The 21201-nt window shown below is 63.8% G+C and carries 17 protein-coding genes; 16 read left to right on the forward strand and 1 reads right to left on the reverse strand.

The features are described from left to right. Positions 1 to 5 precede the first annotated feature (5 nt). From AB7008_RS18625 to AB7008_RS18640, 4 genes are read left to right on the forward strand one after another with little or no spacing between them, the layout of a single operon-like run. Entirely contained in the window at positions 6 to 1013 is a 1008-nt protein-coding gene (locus tag AB7008_RS18625) for an ABC transporter ATP-binding protein (protein WP_028155636.1), read from the forward strand. A 40-nt stretch (positions 1014 to 1053) separates the two neighbouring features. Next, on the forward strand, positions 1054 to 1827 hold the full coding sequence (locus AB7008_RS18630) for an SDR family NAD(P)-dependent oxidoreductase (RefSeq protein WP_028155637.1): 774 nt from the start codon (positions 1054 to 1056) through the stop codon (positions 1825 to 1827). Between the two features lie 38 nt (positions 1828 to 1865). Then, positions 1866 to 3512 (forward strand): FGGY-family carbohydrate kinase, encoded by a 1647-nt coding sequence (locus AB7008_RS18635; protein ID WP_441259238.1) that lies wholly within the window; start codon positions 1866 to 1868, stop codon positions 3510 to 3512. A 5-nt stretch (positions 3513 to 3517) separates the two neighbouring features. Continuing rightward, the gene (locus tag AB7008_RS18640) at positions 3518 to 4453 is read left to right on the forward strand and encodes a carbohydrate kinase family protein (protein WP_304493542.1); all 936 of its coding nucleotides are present in this window, start codon (positions 3518 to 3520) and stop codon (positions 4451 to 4453) included. 12 nt (positions 4454 to 4465) lie between these two features. Here the strand turns inward: AB7008_RS18640 and AB7008_RS18645 are convergent, their stop codons facing one another. Further along, the gene (locus tag AB7008_RS18645) at positions 4466 to 5353 is read right to left on the reverse strand and encodes a LysR family transcriptional regulator (RefSeq protein ID WP_304493543.1); all 888 of its coding nucleotides are present in this window, start codon (positions 5351 to 5353) and stop codon (positions 4466 to 4468) included. Between the two features lie 127 nt (positions 5354 to 5480). Between AB7008_RS18645 and AB7008_RS18650 the strand changes: the two genes are divergently transcribed. The 12 genes from AB7008_RS18650 to AB7008_RS18705 all read left to right on the forward strand — a co-directional run bounded on the left by AB7008_RS18650 (position 5481) and on the right by AB7008_RS18705 (position 21014). Then, entirely contained in the window at positions 5481 to 6902 is a 1422-nt protein-coding gene (locus AB7008_RS18650) for an amidase (protein WP_304494159.1), read from the forward strand. 84 nt (positions 6903 to 6986) lie between these two features. Further along, a complete protein-coding gene (locus tag AB7008_RS18655; protein ID WP_304493544.1) occupies positions 6987 to 7937 on the forward strand; it encodes an ABC transporter permease in 951 nt (316 codons plus the stop codon). Continuing rightward, on the forward strand, positions 7934 to 8827 hold the full coding sequence (locus AB7008_RS18660) for an ABC transporter permease (RefSeq protein ID WP_441259239.1): 894 nt from the start codon (positions 7934 to 7936) through the stop codon (positions 8825 to 8827). The genes AB7008_RS18655 and AB7008_RS18660 overlap by 4 nt, the downstream gene beginning before the upstream one ends. Before the next feature lie 2 nt (positions 8828 to 8829). Further along, positions 8830 to 9843: an ABC transporter ATP-binding protein gene (locus AB7008_RS18665; protein WP_441259240.1), complete on the forward strand. Its 1014-nt coding sequence runs from the start codon at positions 8830 to 8832 to the stop codon at positions 9841 to 9843. Further along, positions 9840 to 10844, forward strand: coding sequence for an ABC transporter ATP-binding protein (locus AB7008_RS18670; RefSeq protein WP_441259241.1), 1005 nt, complete (start codon positions 9840 to 9842; stop codon positions 10842 to 10844). Before AB7008_RS18665 ends, AB7008_RS18670 begins: the two co-directional genes overlap by 4 nt. Positions 10845 to 10899: 55 nt before the next feature. Beyond that, the gene (locus AB7008_RS18675; RefSeq protein WP_441259242.1) at positions 10900 to 12396 is read left to right on the forward strand and encodes an ABC transporter substrate-binding protein; all 1497 of its coding nucleotides are present in this window, start codon (positions 10900 to 10902) and stop codon (positions 12394 to 12396) included. A gap of 275 nt (positions 12397 to 12671) precedes the next feature. Beyond that, complete coding sequence (locus AB7008_RS18680) at positions 12672 to 14312, forward strand: amidase family protein (protein ID WP_441259243.1); 1641 nt, start codon at positions 12672 to 12674, stop codon at positions 14310 to 14312. Positions 14313 to 14931: 619 nt separating this feature from the next. Beyond that, the gene (locus AB7008_RS18685; RefSeq protein ID WP_441259244.1) at positions 14932 to 15921 is read left to right on the forward strand and encodes a phosphatase PAP2 family protein; all 990 of its coding nucleotides are present in this window, start codon (positions 14932 to 14934) and stop codon (positions 15919 to 15921) included. 431 nt (positions 15922 to 16352) lie between these two features. Next, positions 16353 to 17630 carry a complex I NDUFA9 subunit family protein gene (locus AB7008_RS18690; protein ID WP_245285639.1) on the forward strand — a complete coding sequence of 426 codons (1278 nt, stop codon included), beginning with the start codon at positions 16353 to 16355 and terminating at the stop codon, positions 17628 to 17630. 460 nt (positions 17631 to 18090) lie between these two features. Further along, the gene (locus AB7008_RS18695) at positions 18091 to 19353 is read left to right on the forward strand and encodes a hypothetical protein (protein ID WP_441259245.1); all 1263 of its coding nucleotides are present in this window, start codon (positions 18091 to 18093) and stop codon (positions 19351 to 19353) included. Between the two features lie 219 nt (positions 19354 to 19572). Further along, positions 19573 to 19854, forward strand: a complete 282-nt coding sequence (locus tag AB7008_RS18700; protein WP_441259246.1) for a hypothetical protein — start codon at positions 19573 to 19575, stop codon at positions 19852 to 19854. Between the two features lie 212 nt (positions 19855 to 20066). Then, complete coding sequence (locus AB7008_RS18705; RefSeq protein WP_441259247.1) at positions 20067 to 21014, forward strand: ABC transporter substrate-binding protein; 948 nt, start codon at positions 20067 to 20069, stop codon at positions 21012 to 21014. The last annotated feature ends 187 nt before the right edge of the window (positions 21015 to 21201 follow it).

Below are 21201 nucleotides of genomic sequence, written 5' to 3' on the forward strand. Positions count from 1 at the left end.
GGATCATGGGTCAGATCACACTTCAGGACGTGCAGAAATCCTTCGGCCCCGTACACATCATCAAGGGCGCCGACCTTGACATCGCCGACGGCTCCTTTGTGGTGTTCGTCGGTCCCTCAGGCTGCGGCAAGACCACGCTGCTGCGGCTGATCGCCGGGCTCGAAGACGTCTCAGGCGGCAAGATCCTGATCGACGGCAAGAACGTCGTCGACACGCCGCCGGCCAAGCGCGGGCTGTCGATGGTATTTCAGTCCTATGCGCTCTATCCGCACATGAGCGTGCGCGGCAATATCGGCTTCGGCCTGAAGATGGCGGGCCTGGCCAAGGACGAGATCAACCGCAAGGTCGAGGCCGCCGCCGCGACGTTGAATCTCTCGCCTTATCTCGACCGCAAGCCGCGCGAGCTCTCCGGCGGCCAGCGCCAGCGGGTCGCGATCGGCCGCGCCATCGTCCGCGAGCCCAAGGCGTTCCTGTTCGACGAGCCGCTGTCCAACCTGGATGCGGCCTTGCGCGTGCAGATGCGGATAGAAGTCACGCGGCTCCAGAAGCAGCTCGGCACCACCGCGATCTACGTCACCCACGATCAGGTCGAGGCCATGACCATGGCCGACAAGATCGTCGTGCTCAACGGCGGCAAGATCGAGCAATATGGCTCGCCGCTGGAGCTCTATGAGCGACCCGCCAATCTCTTCGTCGCCGGCTTCATCGGCTCGCCGAAGATGAACTTCGTCACTGGCGAGCACGCCCTGCAGAAGGGCGCGGCGACGATCGGCGTACGGCCGGAGCATCTCAAGATCGAGCGCGACGGCGCCGGCGGCTGGCAGGGAACGATCGCGGTCGCCGAGCATCTGGGCAGCGACACCTTCCTTTATGTCGATGCCGGACCGCTCGGCATGCTGACGGCGCGCTACATCGGCGAATTGAGCCTGCATGCCGGCGACCGCGTGTCGCTGGTGCCGGATCCCGCGCGCATCCATCGCTTCGACGAGAGCGGCAACGCGCTTCGGGGCTGACAAGAAACGGCAATAAACGGCAAGAGACGGAAAGACCACCATGTACCTCGAGAAATTCAAGCTGAGCGGCAAGACCGCGTTCATCACCGGCGGCGGGCAGGGCATTGGCCTCGCCTGCGCGGAAGCGCTGGCCGAAGCCGGCGCGAAGGTCATCATCGGCGACCGCGACAGCAAGGTCGCCGACAGCGCGAAGGCCAGCCTGAAGACGAAGGGTTTTGACATCGAGACGGCGATCATGGACGTCACCGATACGAAGCGCGTGGCGGAGGTCGCGGCTGACCTCGTCGCCCGCCACGGCAAGGTCGACATCCTCGTCAACAATGCCGGCATCGCCCGCAGCGAGACGCCGGCCGAGACCGTCACCGACGAGCACTGGCTCAACGTCATCGATGTCAACCTCAACGGCACCTTCTGGTGCTGCCGCGAATTCGGCAAGCACATGCTGAAGGCCAAGAGCGGTGCCATCGTCAATGTCGGCTCGATGTCAGGCTTCATCGTCAACAAGCCGCAGGAGCAGTGCTTCTACAACGCCTCCAAGGCCGGCGTGCACCATTTGACCAAGTCGCTGGCCGCCGAATGGGGCGCGCGCGGCATCCGCGTCAACGCGGTGGCGCCGACCTATATCGACACGCCGCTCAATGCTTTCGTGAAAAGCACCCCGAAAATGTATGACGCCTGGATCGGCGGAACCCCGATGGCGCGGATGGGGCAGGTCGAGGAGATCGCCTCCGTCGTGCTGTTCCTGGCCTCGGAGGCCGCAAGCCTGATGACCGGCAGCATCGTGCTGGTGGATGGCGGCTACACTTGCTGGTAGGCTTCCGTCAAAACTGACGAGAGCGACCGGGAGCGACAATGCCGCGAGCGTATATCGGCGTCGACGTGGGGACCACGAGCACGCGGGCAGGGGTGTTTGACGAGGCCGGCGCCCTCCTTGCCACCGCCAAGCATCCGATCCGGATCTGGCACGAGGCCGGCGACATCGTCGAACAGTCGTCTTCGGACATCTGGGAGGCCTGCGCCAAGTCGGTGCGAGCGGCGATGGCGGAAGCTGCCATCGCGCCCGACAGCGTCGGCGGCATCGGTTTCGACGCCACCTGTTCACTGGTCGTCCTCGATCGGCACGGCGAGCCGGTCACCGTCAGTGCCTCCGGCGACCACCAGCGCAATGTCATCGTCTGGATGGACCATCGTGCCACGGCCGAGGCACGGCTGATCAACGAGACCGGGGACGCGGTGCTGCGCTATGTCGGCGGCTCGATCTCGCCCGAGATGGAGATGCCGAAGCTGCTGTGGCTGAAGCGGCACATGCGCGCAAGCTTCGATGCCGCCGGTCATTTCTTCGACCTGGCAGATTATCTGACCTGGCGCGCGACCGGCTCGCTGCAGCGCTCGACCTGCACGGTCACCTGCAAGTGGAACTACCTCGCACACGACGGCGGCGGCTGGAGCGCGCCGTTCTTCAAGCGCATCGGCCTCTCCGATTTCGTCAGCGAGAAATACGCCCGCATCGGCACCGAGATCGTCGCGCCCGGCACGCGGCTCGGCGAAGGCCTTACCCGAGCTGCGGCTGCGGAGCTCGGCCTGTCGCCCGGAACGCCGGTCGGCGCCTCGCTGATCGATGCGCACGCCGGCGGCATCGGCGCAATCGGCGGGCGCGACGGATCGGGCGGAACGAGCGATGTCAGCGACCGTCTTGCCTACATCATGGGAACGTCGGCCTGCATCATGGCGACGACGAAGGAGCCGTGTTTCGTGCCCGGCGTATGGGGCCCTTATTATTCCGGCATGGTACCGGACTTCTGGCTCAACGAGGGCGGCCAGTCGGCTGCCGGCGCGGCGATCGACCATCTCCTCAAGTCGCATCCCGGCCATGCCGAGGCGAGCGCGGCGGCGCGCAACGAGGGTGTCGACCTCATCGAGTACCTCGAGCGGCGCATCATCGCGCGCGCCGGTGACGCCAGCCGCGCCGCGCTGCTCGCCCGCGACGTCCATGTGCTTCCCGAATTCATCGGCAACCGCTCGCCCTACGCCGATCCCGACACCCGCGCGGTGATCGCGGGCCTCGATCTCGACAGCGACGTTGGTGCGATGGAGCGGCTGTTCGTCGCCGGCCTCTGCGGTCTGGCTTATGGCCTCGCCGAGGTGATCGAGGCCTTTGCCGCGCATGGCGTCCATTCCAGTATCATGATCATGGGCGGCGGCGCGAGCCGCAGCCCGCTGGTGCGGCAGATCATGGCGGACACCACCGGTCTCACCGTTGCGCTGCCGCAAACGAAGGAACCTGTGCTGCTGGGCGCCGCGATGCTCGGCGCGGTGGCCGGCGGCGCCTATGCCTCGATCGGCGAGACCATGGCGAAGATGTCGGCGCTGGGACGGAAGAGCGAGCCGACCGCGCCCGGCATGGCCGCGTTTCATGCCCGCAAGCGCGAGGTCTACAAGCTGCTGCGCGAGGTCGATCGCGGCAGCCGTGAAGCGATGCGCGAGGGTGCCGGAGGTTGAAGCGGATGTTGATTGCCTGCGGCGATGCGCTGATCGATTTCGTTCCGACGCGAAACACCGAGGGGCGCGAGGCGGTGATGCCTGCGGTCGGCGGCTCCTGCCTCAACGTCGCGATCGGCATGGCGCGGCTTGGCGCGCCGACCGGTTTTGTCGGCGGCGTCTCGACCGACATGTTCGGGCGCATGATCGCCGACCACGCCACCGCGTCGAACGTCGAGCTGGGGCTGGCCACCCGCAGCGATCACCAGACCACGCTTGCCTTCGTGCGCATCGTCGCCGGCGAGTCGCATTATGCGTTCTATGACGCGGAGACTGCGACGCGAAACTGGACCTACCGGCGCGGCACAATTCCGTTCGCGAATATCGAGGCCGTTCATGTCGGCTCGACCACGCTGGTGAACGACCAGGGCGCGGCCGAGACGAAAGCCCTGATCGCGGACGCGCGCGCGTCGTCGACGATCTCATTCGATCCGAACTGCCGCCCTAATCTGGTCAGGGACAAGCCGGCCTATCTCGCGCGCATGGCGGAGTTCGCAAGGACCGCCGATCTCATCAAGATGTCGGATGTCGATTTCGCGTATCTCTTCGGCGATGAGCCCTACGAGCAGCGCGCGAAGGTGCTGTTGGGGCAGGGCACGAGCCTCGTCGTCATCACCCGCGGCAACACCGGCGCCGTCGCCTGGCACGCCAGAGCAGGGCAGATCGAAGTCCCGGCGCCGAAGGTCGAGGTCGCCGACACCATTGGGGCCGGCGACAGCTTTCAGGCAGCGCTGCTGTTCGCCCTGCACAAGCAGGGCCGCATCGTCCGGCAGCAATTGAAGGACATCGGCGCGGACGAGCTTCGCCGCGCGCTGTCCTTTGCCGCCAAATGCGCCGGCCTGACTTGTACCCGCCCGGGCGCCGATCCGCCGTGGAGCCATGAAGTCACGTGGAGCGTCTAGCCCGGCTCCGCATCACAGCCGCGCGACGACCTTCTCGGCGCATTTGAGGAAGGTGCGGATCAGCGGGCTCTGCGAATCCCGCCGCCAGCACACCGCGATATCGATGGAGTCGGCGGCATCCCGCAGCGGCCTGAACACGATGCCCTGCGGCGCGCCGAGCTTCGCGCAGGCCGGCAGGATCGCAAGCCCCTCGCCAGCGAGAACGAGGCTCATCGCCGAATGCACCGTCTCCACCCGGCTCGCGATCGGCATCACGATCTGGTGCCGCCGCAGCAAGGCTGCGACCGCGGAGGAGGCGGGGTCTTGCTCCGGCGGCGGCAGCGCGATCAGCGGGCGGCCCTGGAGTCGCGCCATCGGCACTGTGCTCAGGCGCGCAAGCGGCGAGCGCTTCGGGATCGCCAGCATGAACGGCTGCGCGCTGATCCGCGCCACCTGGATCTCGGGATGGTGGATCGCCGGCATGCACAGCGCGACGGTGACGCTGCGGTCGAGCAGCCGCGCCTCGCGCGTCGAGGCGCTGAGCTCGGCGAAGTCGAGGTCGACGCCGGGAATGGATCGCCGCAGCTCGGGGATCAGGCGCGGCAGCATCGCGTTCGCCAGCACGAACATGTATCCGACGGAAATCCGCCCCCGGCTCCCGGCGGCGACCGCGCGCGCGGCTTCGATGCCGTCGGCCGCCAGCGCCAGCGCCTCGCCGGCGCGCACCAGCAGGGCCTGGCCCGCTTCCGTCAGGTCCATGCCGCGCGTGCCGCGGCGGAACAGCGGCGCGCCAACCTCGGCCTCTAACTTGCGGATCTGGACCGAGAGCGGCGGCTGCGCCATCCGCAGCCGTTCGGCGGCCTTGCCGACGCTGCGCGCCTCGGCCACGGCGACGAAGTAACGGAGCCGGCGAAGATCCATTGGCATACCGAAAACGTATGGGTTGGCGTCCAAAAACGTATTGGACGGCGAGTTAACAAAACTGTCATTCTCGCTGTCAATGCAATGGCTGGGCCAACGAGGGCCGGCTTCGGAGCGTGATGTGACGATGAACGGCGATCCCTGCCTGCTATCTGCAACCGAACTGCGCGGCCTCATTGCCGAAAAGCAGATTTCTCCCGTCGAAGTCACCCGCGCCGTGCTCGCGCGCGCCGAGGCGCTTCAGCCCGAGCTGAACTGCTTCATCACGCTCTGCGGCGACGAGGCGATGGCGGCGGCCCGCGCGGCCGAGCGCAAGGTGATGGCGGGCGAGCCGCTCGGCCTGCTGCATGGCCTTCCTGTCACCGTCAAGGACATCGTCAACACCAGCGGCGTGAAAACCACGTTCGGCGCTGTTCCCTACAAGGACAATGTGCCGACCGAGGATGCCGTCGCGGTCGCAAAGCTCCGCGCGGAAGGCGCGATCCTGATCGGCAAGACCACGACGCCCGAATTCGGCAGCAAATGCCTGACCGACTCGCCCTTGTTCGGCCGCACCCGCAACGCGTGGGACGCGCGGCGCTCCTCCGGCGGCTCTAGCGGCGGCGCGGCGGTGGCGGTGGCGAGCGGCATCGCGCCCCTTGCGATTGCGACCGATGGCGGTGGCTCGACGCGAATTCCCGCCGCCTGCAACGGCGTGGTCGGGCTGAAGCAGAGCAACGGCGTGATCGCGCACAGCCAGGCGCTCGACGCCTTCGGCAACCAGACCTATGTCACGCCGACCACGCGCACCGTCGCCGACACCGCGCTGATGATGCAGGCGATGGCCGGCGAGGACTCCTGCGATCCCTGGTCGATCGGCGTGCCCGTGCCCGATTTCATCGGCACCGCCGCGCCGCGCGGCGATCTGCGCGGGCAAAAGATCCTGTTCTGTGCGTCGCCGCCCGGCCGCCCGGTGTCGTCAGATGTCGCGGCCAGCTTCAAGGCGAGCCTTGACCGGCTGGCCGGTCTCGGTGCCGAGCTCGAGGAGTTCTCCGGCGAGGGGTTTGACATCGAGCCGATCTGGCGCGCCATCAACCACACCGTCTGGCGCACGCGTTTCGCCAAGCTGGTGGCCGAGCACGGCGATGTCCTCAGCGAGGCCTTCGTCAAGCAGGTTGCGCTTGCGACCAATGTCAGCGGTGTCGCCTATCAGGAGGCGATGTTCGCGCGCACCGCGCTGTTCCGCCGCGTGCAATCCCTGCTTGCGCGCGGGCATCTTTTGGCGATGCCGACCCTTACCCGCACCGCGCTGCCGATCGACCAGGACCTGTTCGGCACCATCGAGATCGACGGCAAGCACTTCGACAGCGTCCGGCCGCACTGGTTCCCGTGGACCATGCCGTTCAACATGACCGGACACCCCGCGATCAGTCTTCCCTGCGGCTTCGGCCGCGACGGCCTGCCGATCGGGCTTCAGCTCGTCGGGCGCTTTCGTGCCGATGCTGAACTGCTGCGGGTGAGCGCGCTGTTCGAGGCCTCGCACGATCTTCTGTCGCGCCGGCCCGGCTGAGGTGAGGCACATGCCGCAAAGGACTTGCCTCCGGCGCCCGGACATGTTGATCGTGCGGCGGATCAGCCCTGAAGCCGAGCGCGCATGAGCGTATTCTTTCTTCGACGTCTGTTGACCTTGCTGGCGACGCTGGTCGGCGCATCCGTGATCATTTTCCTGGTGCTGGATGCGCTGCCGGGCAATGCCGCGCAGATGCTGATGGGCGCGGATGCCTCGGCCGACGCGGTGCGTGCGCTCACCGTCAAGCTCGGGCTCGACCAGCCGCTGGCGGTTCGCTATCTGCAATGGATCAAGGGCCTCCTCGTCGGCGATCTCGGCAACAGCTATGTCTACGGTACGCCAGTCGCGAGCCTGATCGCGGAGCGGCTGATACTGACCATCCCGCTCGCGATCATGTCGATGCTGATCACGGTGACGCTGGCGCTCTCGGCCGGCATCTACACTGCGGCCAACCACAACAAGCTCGGCGATGTCGGTGTGATGTCGTTGACGCAGGTGGGCATCGCGCTGCCGAACTTCTGGTTCGCGATCCTCCTTGTCCTCCTGTTCTCGGTGCGGTTGCAATGGCTCTCGGCGGGCGGCTTTCCCGGCTGGGAGGATGGCATCTGGCTCGGCATCAAGTCGCTGCTGCTGCCGGCGATCTCGCTCGCGGTGGTGCAGGCCGCGATCCTCGCGCGCGTCACGCGCTCGGCCGTGCTCGAGGTGCTGCGCGAAGACTTCGTCCGCACCGCGCGCGCGAAGGGTCTCGGCAAGCGCGAGGTGCTGTGGAGCCACGTGCTGCGCAACGCCATGATCCCCGTGATGACGGTGATGGGGCTGCAATTCGCCAATCTGCTCGCCGGCACCATCGTGATCGAGAACGTGTTCTACCTGCCGGGCCTCGGCCGCCTGATCTTCCAGTCGATCGCCAACCGCGACCTGATCGTGGTGCGCAATTGCGTGATGCTGCTTGCGGCCATGGTCGTCATCGTGAATTTCGTGGTCGATGTGCTCTACGCCTTCATCGATCCCCGCATCAAGGTCCACGATTTGTGAGCGCGCCACTGACCACTTCGGTCGACGCCCCGATCGCAACGCGTCCGCTGCCGGCCCGCACCTTCTGGGCCCGAGCGCTGCGTCACCGCAGCTTTGTGCTGGGCGGCGCGCTGAGCCTGCTGGTGCTCGCCTCGGCGCTGCTGTCGCTGGTGTGGACGCCGTGGTCGCCCTACGAGATCGACATCGCCTCGAAGCTCCGGCCGCCGTCGGCGGCGCACTGGCTCGGCACCGATTCCTTCGGCCGCGACATCGTCTCGCTGCTGCTCGCGGGCGCCCGCTCGACCATTCTGGTCGGCATCATCGCCGTGAGCATCGGTCTCACCTTCGGTGTCTGCCTCGGCCTGATTGCGTCGGCCAGGCGCGGCTGGACCGAAGAGATCATCATGCGCTTCTCCGATTTCACCTTCGCCTTTCCGGCGGTGCTGTCCGCGATCATGCTTGCCGCGGTCGTCGGGCCGGGCATGGTGACCTCGATCATCGCGATCGGCATTTTCCAGATCCCGACGCTGACCCGGCTGACGCGCGGCTCGGCCAACGCGATCTGGGCGCGCGAATTCGTGCTGGCTGCGCGCGCCTCGGGGAAAGGCAAATTCCGCATCACCATCGAGCATGTGCTGCCGAACATCCTGTCGATCCTAATCGTGCAGGTCACCATCCAGTTCGCGCTCGCCATCCTCGCCGAAGCCGCGCTGTCCTATCTCGGCCTCGGCACGCAGCCGCCGCAGCCGTCCTGGGGCCGCATGCTGAACGATGCGCAGACGCTGCTGTTCCAGTCGCCGATGCTCGCGGTCTATCCGGGCGCGGCGATCGCCATCGCGGTGCTGGGGCTCAATCTGCTCGGCGACGGACTGCGCGATCTGCTCGATCCGCGACTGGCGCGGGAGCGGTGACGATGGGGGAGCGCTCAACCCTGCCGCTGATCGAGGTCGCCGATCTCGGCGTTCGCCTCAACACCAGCCGCGGACCGGCACAGGCCGTGCGCGGCGTCAGCTTCACCCTCAAGCGCGGCGAGACGCTGGGTCTCGTCGGCGAATCCGGCTGCGGCAAGTCGGTGACGGCGCTGTCGCTGATGGGCCTCTTGCCGGACAGCGCTGTCGTGACCGGCAGCATCAGGCTTGATGGCAGCGAGCTCGCCGGCCTGTCGGATGCTGACTATTGCAAGCTGCGCGGCAACCGCATCAGCATGATCTTCCAGGAGCCGATGACGGCGCTCAACCCGATGCACACGATCGGCCATCAGGTTGCCGAGCCGCTGCGGCGTCACAAGAAGTATTCTGCGGCGCAGGCGCGGCGTGAAGCGATCGCCTTGCTCGACCGCGTCGGACTGCCTGATCCCGCAAGGCGGATCGACGCCTATCCGCATCAGTTCTCCGGCGGTCAGCGCCAGCGCGTCACCATCGCGATGGCGCTGGCCTGCGAGCCCGACCTCCTGATCGCAGACGAGCCGACCACGGCGCTCGACGTCACCATCCAGGGCCAGATCCTCGACCTCATCGCCGATCTCGTCGAGGAACGCGGCATGTCGATGATCCTGATCTCGCACGATCTCGGCGTCATCGCCGAGAACGTGCAGCGCATGATGGTGATGTATGGCGGCACGGTCGTCGAGAGCGGGCCGACCGACGAGGTGTTCCGCCGCATGGGGCATCCCTATACGCAGGGCCTGTTCCGCGCCCGGCCGAAGCTCGGCGCGCGCAAGGGGACGCGGCTGACCACGATCTCGGGCACAGTGCCCGAGCTTGCGGACTTGCCTGCCGGCTGCACGTTCGGCGACCGCTGTCCGCTGGTCGAGGACAAATGCCGCGTGGCGCTGCCGCCGATGGTCGAAGTCGGTCCCGGTCACGGCGTGCGCTGCGTGCGCACCGATGTCTCCATGGCCGCGAATGTCGGAGCGCTGCCCGCATGACCGCAGCACCGCTTCTCGACGTCAAGAATCTCGAGCAGCGCTACACGCTGCCGCGCGAAAGCCTGTTCCGCCCGCCGGGCCAGGTGCGCGCGCTCAACGGCGTCAGCGTGCGGGTCGAAGCCGGCAAGAGCCTCGGCGTCGTCGGCGAGTCCGGTTCGGGGAAGTCGACCTTCGCGCGGGTGGTGATGGCGCTGGAGCGGCCGACGTCGGGGCAGGTCGCGCTGCTCGGGCGCGATCTCAACCGCATCTCGGCCGACGAGCTGCGCCGCGCGCGCCGCGATTTCCAGATGGTGTTCCAGGATCCTTACGGATCGCTCGATCCGCGCCAGACCATCGCGCGCATCGTCGCCGAGCCGCTCACCGTGCTGGAAGATGCCGACCGCACCACTTTTCGCGCTCGCGTCTCCGCGGTGCTGCGCCAGGTCGGCCTGCGCGATGCCGACATGGACAAATACCCGCACGAATTTTCCGGCGGCCAGCGCCAGCGCATCGCGATCGCGCGTGCGCTGATCACTCAGCCGAAGCTCATCGTCGCCGACGAGCCGGTTTCCGCGCTCGACGTCTCCGTGCAGGCGCAGGTGCTCAATTTGATGCAGGACCTCCAGGAACAGTTCGGCCTGAGCTACATCCTGATTAGCCACGACCTCGCCGTGGTCGACTATCTCTGCGACGAGGTTGCGGTGATGTATCTCGGCCGGATCGTCGAGCAGGGCAGGCCGGAGGACCTGTTCGAGCGCTGCTCCCATCCCTATACGCGGGCTCTCTTGGACGCCGTGCCGCGGGCGCGCGCCGGCGGGGGCCGGCGGCGGCACGGGGCCCAGGCGATCGCCTCGCAATCGGCGGCGGCGAGCGGATGCCCCTATGTCGCGCGCTGTCCGCTCGCCGACCAGCATTGCCGCGAGGTTCCGCCCTTGCTACGCACGGTCGGCGAAGCCCATCTCGCCGCCTGCCACAAGGCGGAGGCGGTGATGGCATTGCCGCACGCGGCCATGGAAGGTTAGTGTCCCCCATGGAATTGGCGTAGGCTTGAGACAAGAGAAGGCCGGGGAGTTACGCATGCTCAGGAAATTATCGATCGTCGCATTTGCCACCGCGCTTGTCGCAGCACCGCTGCCGGTACTGGCGCAGAGCAAGAAGGACAGCGTCGTCATGGCGATGGCGCTGGAGCCGCCGGGGCTCGATCCCACCATCGCCGCCGCGGCCGCGATCGCCGAAGTGACGCTCTACAACATCTATGAGACGCTGACCAAGATCAACGAGGACGGCTCCGTCTCGCCTCTGCTGGCCGAGAGCTGGACCGCCTCGCCCGACCTGAAGACCTACACGTTCAAGCTGCGCAAGGGCGTCAAATTCCAGAACGGCGAGCCGTTCGATTCCGCGGCCGTGAAGTTCTCGTTCGAGCGCAACGCGATCGCGACCAGCACCAACAAGGACAAGAGCCTGTTCCAGGCCTTCGAGAAGGTCGACGCGCCCGACGCCGACACGGTCGTGATCACGGTGAAATATTCCGAACCGAACCTGCCGTTCCTGCTCGGGCAGGCGAGCGGCTCGATCGTCGAGCCGAAGAGCGCGCCGACCAACGGCACGCAGCCGGTCGGGACCGGGCCCTATCAGCTCGGGGCTTGGGCCAAGGGGTCCTCGCTCACGCTGAACAAATGGGCCGACTATCGCAACGCCGCCGCGATCAAGCTGTCGAAGGTGACGATCCGCTTCATCTCCGATCCGGCGGCGCAGACCGCGGCGCTGCTCTCGGGCGACGTCGATGCGTTCCCGCGCGTTGCGGCAGCGCGCGCCATCGGACAGTTCAAGGCCGATCCGCGCTTCAACGTGATGGTCGGCGGCTCCCGGGCCAAGACCATCGTCGGCATCAACGAGCGCAAGAAGCCGCTCGACGACGTCCGCGTGCGCCGCGCCATCCTCGCCGCGATCGACCGCAAGGCTATGATCGACGGCGCGGCTGACGGTTTCGGCACGCCGATCGGCAGCTTCTACGTGCCCGGCGCGCTCGGCTTCGTCGACACCACCGGCATCAACCCCTACGATCCCGAGAAGGCCAAGAAGCTGCTGGCTGAAGCCGGCGTCACCACGCCGCTCGAACTGTCGCTGAAGCTGCCGCCGCCGTCCTATGCGCGGCAGGGCGGCGAGATCCTGGCGGCGCAGCTCGCCAAGGTCGGCATCGTCGCCAAGATCGAGAACGTCGAATGGGCGCAGTGGCTGTCGCAGGTGTTCGCCGGCAACGGCCCGCACAATTTCGACCTCACCATCGTCAGCCACGTCGAGCCGTTCGACCTCGTCAAGATCACCGAGCCGGACTACTACCTCGGCTATAACAACGAGGCCTTCAATGCGCTCTACAAGCAGATCGTGTCGACGCCTGACGAGGCCGGCCGCGCAAAGCTGCTCGGCGATGCCCAGCGCATGCTGGCCACCGATGCGGTCGCCGGCTTCCTGTACCAGCCGCAGCTCATCACCATCACCAACAAGAAGCTGAAGGGCGTCTGGAAGGACGTCCCGCAATACGAGAACGATTTCTCGACCTGGTCCTGGGAGTAGGCCGTTCGATCAAGTCGAACCTGTCGCTTCAACGTTGACCTCTCCCCATCGGGGAGAGGTCAATCTTTTTGGGCAACCCAAAACAAAAACCTGAAAAACAACCCCATGCACAGTAGCCGGGGTTAGATATTTCAATGACTTGCGTCATTGGCTTGCACGGTCCGCTCGATTGCTTGCCGAACGACGCGATGCGGTTGACCCGTCGGGCAAAACACCGGCAATATACGATCATCGCGGCCTCATGGTTCGGGACGCGCCGTCAGGCCAGGCACGCCATGAAGAAGCCATCCCGCCGCGATGCCGGCATCGCCGCGGCTGTCGTCAGCGCTGAAGCACCGATCACCCTGAAGCTCGACAATGCGCCGATGAGCGATATCGCTCATGCGCTGGCCAGCGGGCAGGTCACTGCCACGGCGCTGACCAAAGCTTACCTCGGGCGCATCGAAGCCTATGACCGCATCGGGCCAGCGCTCAACTCCGTGCGCGCGATCAATCCCGACGCGCTTGGGATCGCGAGCAAGCTCGATGACACAAAACCGTCGGCCAGGCGGCCGCTGGCGGGCATCCCGATCCTGGTGAAGGACAACATCGCGACCGGCGACATGCAGCCGACGACCGCGGGCTCGCTGGCGCTGGAGGGCGCGAGCGCCAAACGAGATGCGACCGTCGTCAAGCTGCTGCGAAAGGCCGGCGCGGTGATCCTGGGCAAGGCGAACCTGACGGAGTTCGCCAACATTCTCGCGACCGACATGCCCGCGGGCTATTCGTCGCTAGGCGGTCAGGTGAAGAATCCATACGCACCGGCGCTGATGGATGATCGCGGCATCCCGGTCGTGCCGCCGGGCGGATCGAGCGCGGGCTCGGCCGTCGCCGTAGCGGCCGGCCTGTGCGCCGCCTCGATCGGCACCGAGACGTCGGGCTCGCTGCTGTATCCCGCGAGCCAAAACGGCCTCGTTACCGTGAAGCCGACCGTTGGGCTGGTCAGTCGGGCCGGGATCGTGCCGATCGCGCACAGCCAGGACACTGCAGGACCGATGACGCGCACGGTGCGCGACGCGGCGATGCTATTGAACGTGCTCGCGGCCGAAGACCCACTCGACCCCGCGACCCAGCGGCAGCGGCGGCCGGCCGACTACACCGCCGACCTCGCAACCGACGCGATGAAGGGCGCGCGCATCGGTGTGCCGAGCGACCCGGCCGATCCGCTGAACGATCGCTATTACGGCAAGCTGCCGCCAAGGTCGGCCAAGGTGATGGCCGACGCGATCAAGGTGCTCGAGGATCTGGGCGCCGCCATCGTGCGTGCCAACATGCCGACATCTGGCTGGATCGGCGGCCCTGGTACGAGCATGAGTGTGCTCAACCGTAATCCCCTGAGTCGCAACAAGGGTAATCTGGCGACGCCGCCGATCGTCTTCCTCTACGAGCTGAAGCGCGATCTCAACCTTTACCTCAGGGATTGGGCGACGAACACAGAGATGAAGACCATGGCCGACATCGTGGCCTTCAACGAGGCGAACGCAGAGACGGCGCTGCGGTTCGGCCAGGACCTGTTCCTCGCCGCCAACATGACCAGGGGCGATCTGAGCGAGCGCGAGTACAAATCGGCACGGGCCATGGACCTGCTCTCCGCCAAGACGCGCGGCATGGACGCCTACATGAACCAGCACAAGCTCGACGCAGTGCTGTTTCCCGGCGCCGCGGGCTGCGTGATATCAGCGAAGGCGGGCTACCCCAGCGTCATGGTGCCGGGAGGTTTCATCTCGGGAGCCGACGACAAGGACACGCCTGACTATCCGCTCGGCGTCACCTTCGCGGGCCGTGCCTGGAGCGAGCACAAGCTGCTGCGTCTGGCACACGCCTATGAGCAGGCCACCAACATGGGCAAGCCGCCGGCTGGATTACCCGCGCTTTAGATTTCACTGGCCGAGACGATCAGGCGAGCGGTGTCGGCTTTTGACCCCAAGCAGACATACCAAGCCCTGTTCATCGAGCGCATGCTTGTTTCAGAAGGCCTAGCGCCAGGATGAGAAAGACCGGGACGATAACTACAAAGGAAAGAAACGCCGTCAGGCTTTTATGCCAAAACAAAAAGCAAGTTGCTGCCGCGATGACGGTTATCGATAGGGTCGAGCCAACCAAAGCCAATGTCTGTTTCGCACGCTTCATAGGGGCCCCAAATACGAAGAAACGTGTCGGTTGCACTAGCAAGCCCTAACCCCAGCGCAATTGCCAGTGCCACAGTGTCCGCTCATGGGCGGCGGTCAGGACGGCGCCTTTTGACCCATTGCGGTCTTACAGCTGGAACAGCCGCAGAGAAGTTCGTCTCGCGGTAAGCTGTCCTGCTTTGAATGTGATGACGACCTTCCACAAGACTCCAGGGCCATTTGCGGCCTCCTGTGGAGTTGCGATAGCGCAAATAGCATTACAACCATTAATATATTAACAACAAAAGCGTGTGTAATAGATTGGGTACACGCCTCAGCACGCCCTAAGATTGTAGGTCGTTATTGTGCTTCCAAAGAGGAGTCGCACTTGGTCGGTCACATGGAGCGACGAATTGCAATCAGGTTGCAATTGATCAATTGGAGCCTTGTCGCTGGATGTGCGTTGGCGCTCTGCATCGGGCTTGCCGTAACAAACTTCACGCTGGAAGGTTTGATGACGACGGAGGTCCTCACAGCGCCAGCGCTGGCGGTTGCCGGGTTGTGGCTCATGCGGCGGGGCTGGGGCGAGCGGCCGGCGTTTACGATGCTCGCATTTGCGCAGATGAGTTGTTTCGTGATCTTCGCGGTGCCGCTGTCGTATATCGGCTTGGGCGCCGGGATGCCGCTGCAGGACGCGAGGTTTGCCGAGCTCGACCGATTGCTCGGCCTGGATTGGCCTGCATATTTCCATTTTGCGATAGCCAGTCCGGAATTGCTGCTCTACGCCAAGTTCTTTTACGCAATGATTCTCGTGCCAGCCTTCGGTGTACCGGTCGTACTGGGGCTGACGGGGCAATATATCCGTCTGCAGCAGTTCGTGATGGCGGCAATTTTGGCGTTGTCCGTGGTGATTGCTGTCTCCACCCTGTTTCCAGGGATCGGCACCTATTTCGAGTTTGGGCTCCCCTCCAACACCGAGATATTCAAGGCGAACGGATATGGAGGACAGGCGCGCGACATACCGATGCTACGCGATGGCACGCTGCGAGCACTCAAGCTCACGGAACTCGGCGGCATCCTCACCTTCCCGAGCTTTCACGCTGCGACGGCGCTTCTTAGCATCTGGAGTTTGTGGAGCATCTGGTGGCTGCGTCCCGCCCTCCTGATCTTGAATGCGGGAATGCTCGTTGCGACCCCTCTGGTTGGGGGGCACTATTTCGTGGATGTGATCGCCGGCGTGTCGGTGGCTGCGCTGACGATCCAGTTGTCGAAATGCCTAACGGCGGTCGTCGCTGCAAGCCCGCTGGCGGTCTCGACGCAGTCGGCATCGGCGGAACCGGGTCGGCTGGCCGATCCTGCCTTTGGCCGCGGTGTTTGAACGTCTGCTTTTGGCCCTTAGCTGTCCACCAGCTCAAATGCAGTGATGTCGGCTTTAGGGCTGAGAGCGGAACAAGGTAAGACGCGCGCTGCGATGCCTGAAGCGGCGTCACGCCAAATCCTTTGGCGGTGGCGAGAACCCGCCAAACTGTCGCTCCATGAGGCCGGCAAACGCAATACTGGTTCGGTCGCCCATGTGAGGACCGATCTGTCTTGCCCTCAACGGTCGCTCCTATTGGGCATCCTTTCCCCATGGCATACCGAGGCTGGACCCAATTGATGTGGGACTGAATATCAGCCAGATTGTCCCAAGCTTAGAGGGGCTGGCGGCAGGGGGCTGTCGGCTCACACAGCAACTGACACAACCCCAAACCCCGTGCCCTTTCGTTTGATTGCCCGGAGTTGTTGCACGGCTACCCGCAAGGTTGAGCTATGCTGAAACACTTGCTCCTTGAAGTCATTGGACACGTATCCGGTCTCAGCGATACGCAGCTTGAACAAATTGAGCGGTCATTGCCGGCAACCAAAGCGCTGATCGATCTTCTCAATCAAGCACATCCAATCATCGAACAGGCGGGAACGCTGTATAATGAAGCGCAGCCGCTGATCGAGCAAGCCAAGAAGGAGTGGCAAGCAGTCGGCCCTGCAGTGCAAATCTTGATCGATGTGATCTCCCATCATCTCGACAAAGGCAATTCGCCGGCGGAGGCCGCTGAGACGGTGCGCGCGTCGCTCGGCGGATCAATACAGAACGTCGCACAAGGTCGCGGGATGGACCGGGGAATGAACCGCGTAACCGTGTTTGGTGGGACTGGCTTTGTTGGTCGCCGCGTCGTGCGCAATTTGTGCGACTCCGCCGTGATGGTGCGCGTAGCTTCGCGGCATCCCACGCGGGCCGACGGCGACAACGTTGAACAGGTCATCGCTGATGCGCGTGATGAGCACTCCATAGAGGCCGCCGTTAGGGGGGCCGACGGTGTTGTCAATGCGATTAGTCTTTACGCTGAGCATTCGGGCGATACATATCATTCGGTGCACGTCGAAGCGGCCGCGAGAATCGCCAGAGTGGCGCGGCGCGCCGGTGCCAAGCGGTTTGTGCACCTGTCAGGAATAGGTGCGGACCCCGCATCATCTTCGCCCTATATTCGCAGTCGCGGCGAGGGAGAGGCGACCGTACAAGCCACATTCCCTGGCGCAGTCGTTGTCCGCCCTGCGGTAATGTTCGCGCCGGACGACGTCTTTCTCACGACAATTCTTGGGTTACTTCGGACGTTGCCGGCTTATCCGCTATTCGGCGACGGCAGGACAAGGCTTCAGCCGGTACATGTAGACGACGTCGCGGCGGCGATCGCACAAGTCCTGCGGCAAGCGCAAAGACCGTATCCTATCTACGAACTGGCCGGCTCACGCGTTTACTCATACGAGGAACTGCTGCGGACCATTGCGCGCACCGTTGGATTGCGGCCAACGCTGGTGCGAATACCCTTTGCTTTCTGGAGTGCAGCCGCGGGCCTCGCTGAGATCCTGCCGCACCCGCCGCTTACGCGCAATCAGGTTGAGCTTATGCAGATCGACACGACGGCCTCGGGCGGTCGGCCGGGATTTGGTCTACTAGGAATTTCGCCGCGATCGCTCGAAGAAGAACTCAAAGCAATGCTCAATCAAACCAACGAGAAAACTCAAAAGCCAAGAGAGACACGCACCAGCTAGGTGCTAAGGGGACTTCGTTGCCGAATCAAGTTGTGACTGCTGAGTTGGGAAGCGGCTTGCTTCCCTTGGGGCCATGGTCTTTTCGTACTGACGCCGGAGCGCCATCTTCACATGCATCGCAAATCTGATGCAGACGCCTGGCAGTCCAAACGGCGCGCGATGGGCGGTTTCACGGTGATCGAGGTTTGATCCGTGAGGGGAGAGGAAGCCGCTCAAAAGCCCCGGTGAATGAACCCTAAGTCCGCTTCTGAGAGGTGAGCCGACCAAGCTAGTGCAAGGTATTGAAGGCAGCTTCTGACCCAAAGCAGAACTCGACTGATTTTGCAGTCTGAGCGAACTACGTTTTAACCTTTGATTGCGCAAATTTCGATTTTCCATCTTATTGTGTGTATAGGGAGCTAAGGCTGCTAGATCGCGCTGGGGTGTCGCGCCAATACAAACTCTTGAACCGACTTCGTGGATGAAGGCCAAAATAGCTCTCCTCTCCCTAGCCCTGGTGGTCGCTTTTGTTGCGGCTTTGGTTACTGCGAAGCGTTCGCCTGTCTTCCAGGCACTTCGCGGCAACTGGGATTTCGCCAAGTCCGCCACTCGCGACACAGGTACTTATTATCGGCTCAAGGTGAAGCTTTCTTACAAGGGCGAGGCGCAGAATTTCGACATTGTTGTTGGCTGCGACGTGCGGCAGACCAACTACATGGATGGTGGCCGAACGGTCGAAGTTGGTCTGACACCAAGTGTATTCGGTCGTCGAATGAGCGATGGCAAAGGACTTGTCGTGCGTCCTCCACGAGAGTGTCGGGGTGAGACGACAGAAAACGGCGAAGTGCCTCCCGATTTGCTCCCAGTGGTGGTGGTGTACGATGATGCAGATACCCTTGCATTTGGGACGGCTTACCTATCCGACGACGCGTACGAGAGCCCTCTGTCGGTTCTTCAATTTGGAGGAGCTACAATTGAGCGCGCTGACCGAGCCGCCTTTGACCAGTTTCGCAGTGAACAACATAATCTGGTCTCTCGGTCTTCCTACCATATGTCGAACGGCGTTGCCGCGCTTAAGGAACATGGCTTGCCGCCCGCGCGTGTTCCGATGGGGCTCGGTTGTTTTGGTTATGCTCGCTTTCGGTTGGCCGGCGTAAGGAAAGAGCGCGTCCATGATGTCTGGCCCGCTGATCGACCCCAATTTTGGAAACCTGTAAACCCAGAAGAGCAGGAGGCAATAGACCCTCTGCTGTACGGTCGGCCGATGCAGACTGATCACGAAGATGCAGTCTCGGTCCCGTCTTATCGCGTCCTTTATGAACTCGAGTTCGACGTACCCGACAAAGGGCTTTCCCGGCGCCACCCACTGAAATGGGGCAAGGGCGATCGGGCCGTTACTCCGTCTTACTATCCCGACATGACAAGTTGGTCAGCGTTGCCTTGGCCTAATGATCCCGCGCAAAGGGCAGAGGCCCTCTCTAGCGAGGGGACAAACGTCGGCGCCAGCATTGACTTTCGCAATGGAGCTACAAGAGGTTTCGGATACTGCATGTCGCTACCTCGTGCACTCGCGCCAACCTTTACCCAGCACCTCAGGCTTCTTCGGAAGCACTTGGTTGACGCCATCGAAGTTCAAGATCGGTCCAGCGATTGGGGATTTGAGAGGCCTCTAATTGTCGAGCGCGATGAATTTATGTTTAAGCCATTTGTCTTCAGTCTTTCGTCCGTTAGGGGAGACGTTTAGCGCAAATAGACAGGGGCCTATGGCGCAGAGTGCGCTGGGGTGAAGATGGTCGCGAGAGCCTGCTCCTGGCCCGTTGCAGACCTCGCGGAGAGTTGGCATTGTCGTGCGATGTTCAACGATCTGCCTGCTCATATACGTACGTGGTCGCTCTCGTTGGCGATCTATTGCATGACATGCGTCGGCGCGACCGCCTGCGCCATCTTGGTAGGACGGAGCATCATGTTCGAGCAGGTCCCGGCCGACATCGATGCATCCGAGATCATCGAAGCAACCATCCATGGTCGCACGCAGGTCAGCGACGCGCGAGGTCTGCAAGGGGAGCTGTTGAACGCACGCGTTGATCGCGTGATCAAGGGATCAATCACGACAGATACCGTGAAGATACTTTTGTACCAAGGCTGCCCCCGCGCTAGCGATGGGCACGGCATTATTCTCGGCTATCTTCAGGGCGATCCGTTGCTCGGTCTCGTGCTGATACCGAAGGATCACTTAGTCCGTTGATGGCCCCAACGCGACGTGCAAGCGAACTGCGAAGTGGTCCGCTTATCGGGGCGGACCGGAAGTGACCGGCCGACTTCCCAAGCGCCGTTTTTGACCCGTGCGGACATTGCGTCGCACGGTGAGGGCGGGCTGCCGGCCCTTTTCTCGCTCGGCTCCCGGTTGAAAGATGCTAGGCTGTAGGCCTCAGTCGGGCGCTTCTAACGAGTAACTCCATGAGGCGGCGCGAGTTCATCACGCTCGTCGGCGTTGCCGCGGTTATGGGCCCGAGCCCGGCGCGGGCGGAGCAGACGAGAAAGCTACCCATCATCGGATTCTTGGGCCCGGCCTGGTCGGCCCAAGATTTCGAGGATCGGTTGCGCGAACTCGGCTGGATCGCGGGGCGGACCGTTACGATCGAGTATCGCTCTGCGGAGGGACATACCGAACGCTCCAACGAAATTGCGACCGAGTTCGTCCGGCTCAAGGTGAATGTCATCGTCACGGTGGGGGGATCTCCGACCCTCGCGGTAAAACGTGCGACATCGCTGATCCCAATTGTCTCCATTTCTGGCGACCCTGTTGGCAGCGACCTCGTCGCGAGTTTGGCCCGACCGGACGGCAATGCGACCGGCCTGGCGCTCAACCCCATCAGTCTTGCCGGTAAGCGCCTCGAGCTGTTGCGCGAGGTTGTCCCAGGTTTCCGCCGCTTGACCGTCATGGTCAATGCCAATAGCCCCGGTTTCAAAAACAGGATGGATGAGGTGCAGGCGGCGGCCTCCGCGCTCGGCCTCGAGGCGACGATATTGGAGATCCGGCGCGCAGACGACGTTGCATCGGCTTTCGAGGCCCTCAGGGACCGTGCGGACGCACTTTATGCCGTCGGCGTCCCACTCACCTTCGCCATTGCGACCCGAGCGCTGACCGCGCGAATTCCAACGATGTTTGAATACCGGGAGTTCGTCGATGCGGGCGGGCTGATGTCCTACGGCGTGGATGCAACCCACCTATGGCGGCTTGCCGCCACCTTTGTCGACAAGATTTTGCGCGGGGCGAAGCCCGCCGACTTGCCAGTCCAACAGCCGACCAAGTTCGACCTCGTCATCAATCTGAAGACCGCCAGGGCACTCGGTCTGAAAGTACCGGAGTCATTTCTGTTACGCGCCGACGAGGTGGTTGAATGAGCGCGGCTGCCGGGCAGCCACCAAGGGACCGCCGCCCAGGAACCGGCTGGAAACTATGTCGGGGTTTTGGGAGACGGACGGAAAGGACTGGAGGCTCACCACCGACAGATGGAACGAGGGCAAGCAGGATCGTTCATTGTCTGCTTCGCGCCGAAGGTGGCTGCGCGCTCGGTGGAGTCTGACTATG

The organism is Bradyrhizobium sp. 521_C7_N1_3, from assembly GCF_052075975.1.
Classification (GTDB): domain Bacteria; phylum Pseudomonadota; class Alphaproteobacteria; order Rhizobiales; family Xanthobacteraceae; genus Bradyrhizobium; species Bradyrhizobium japonicum.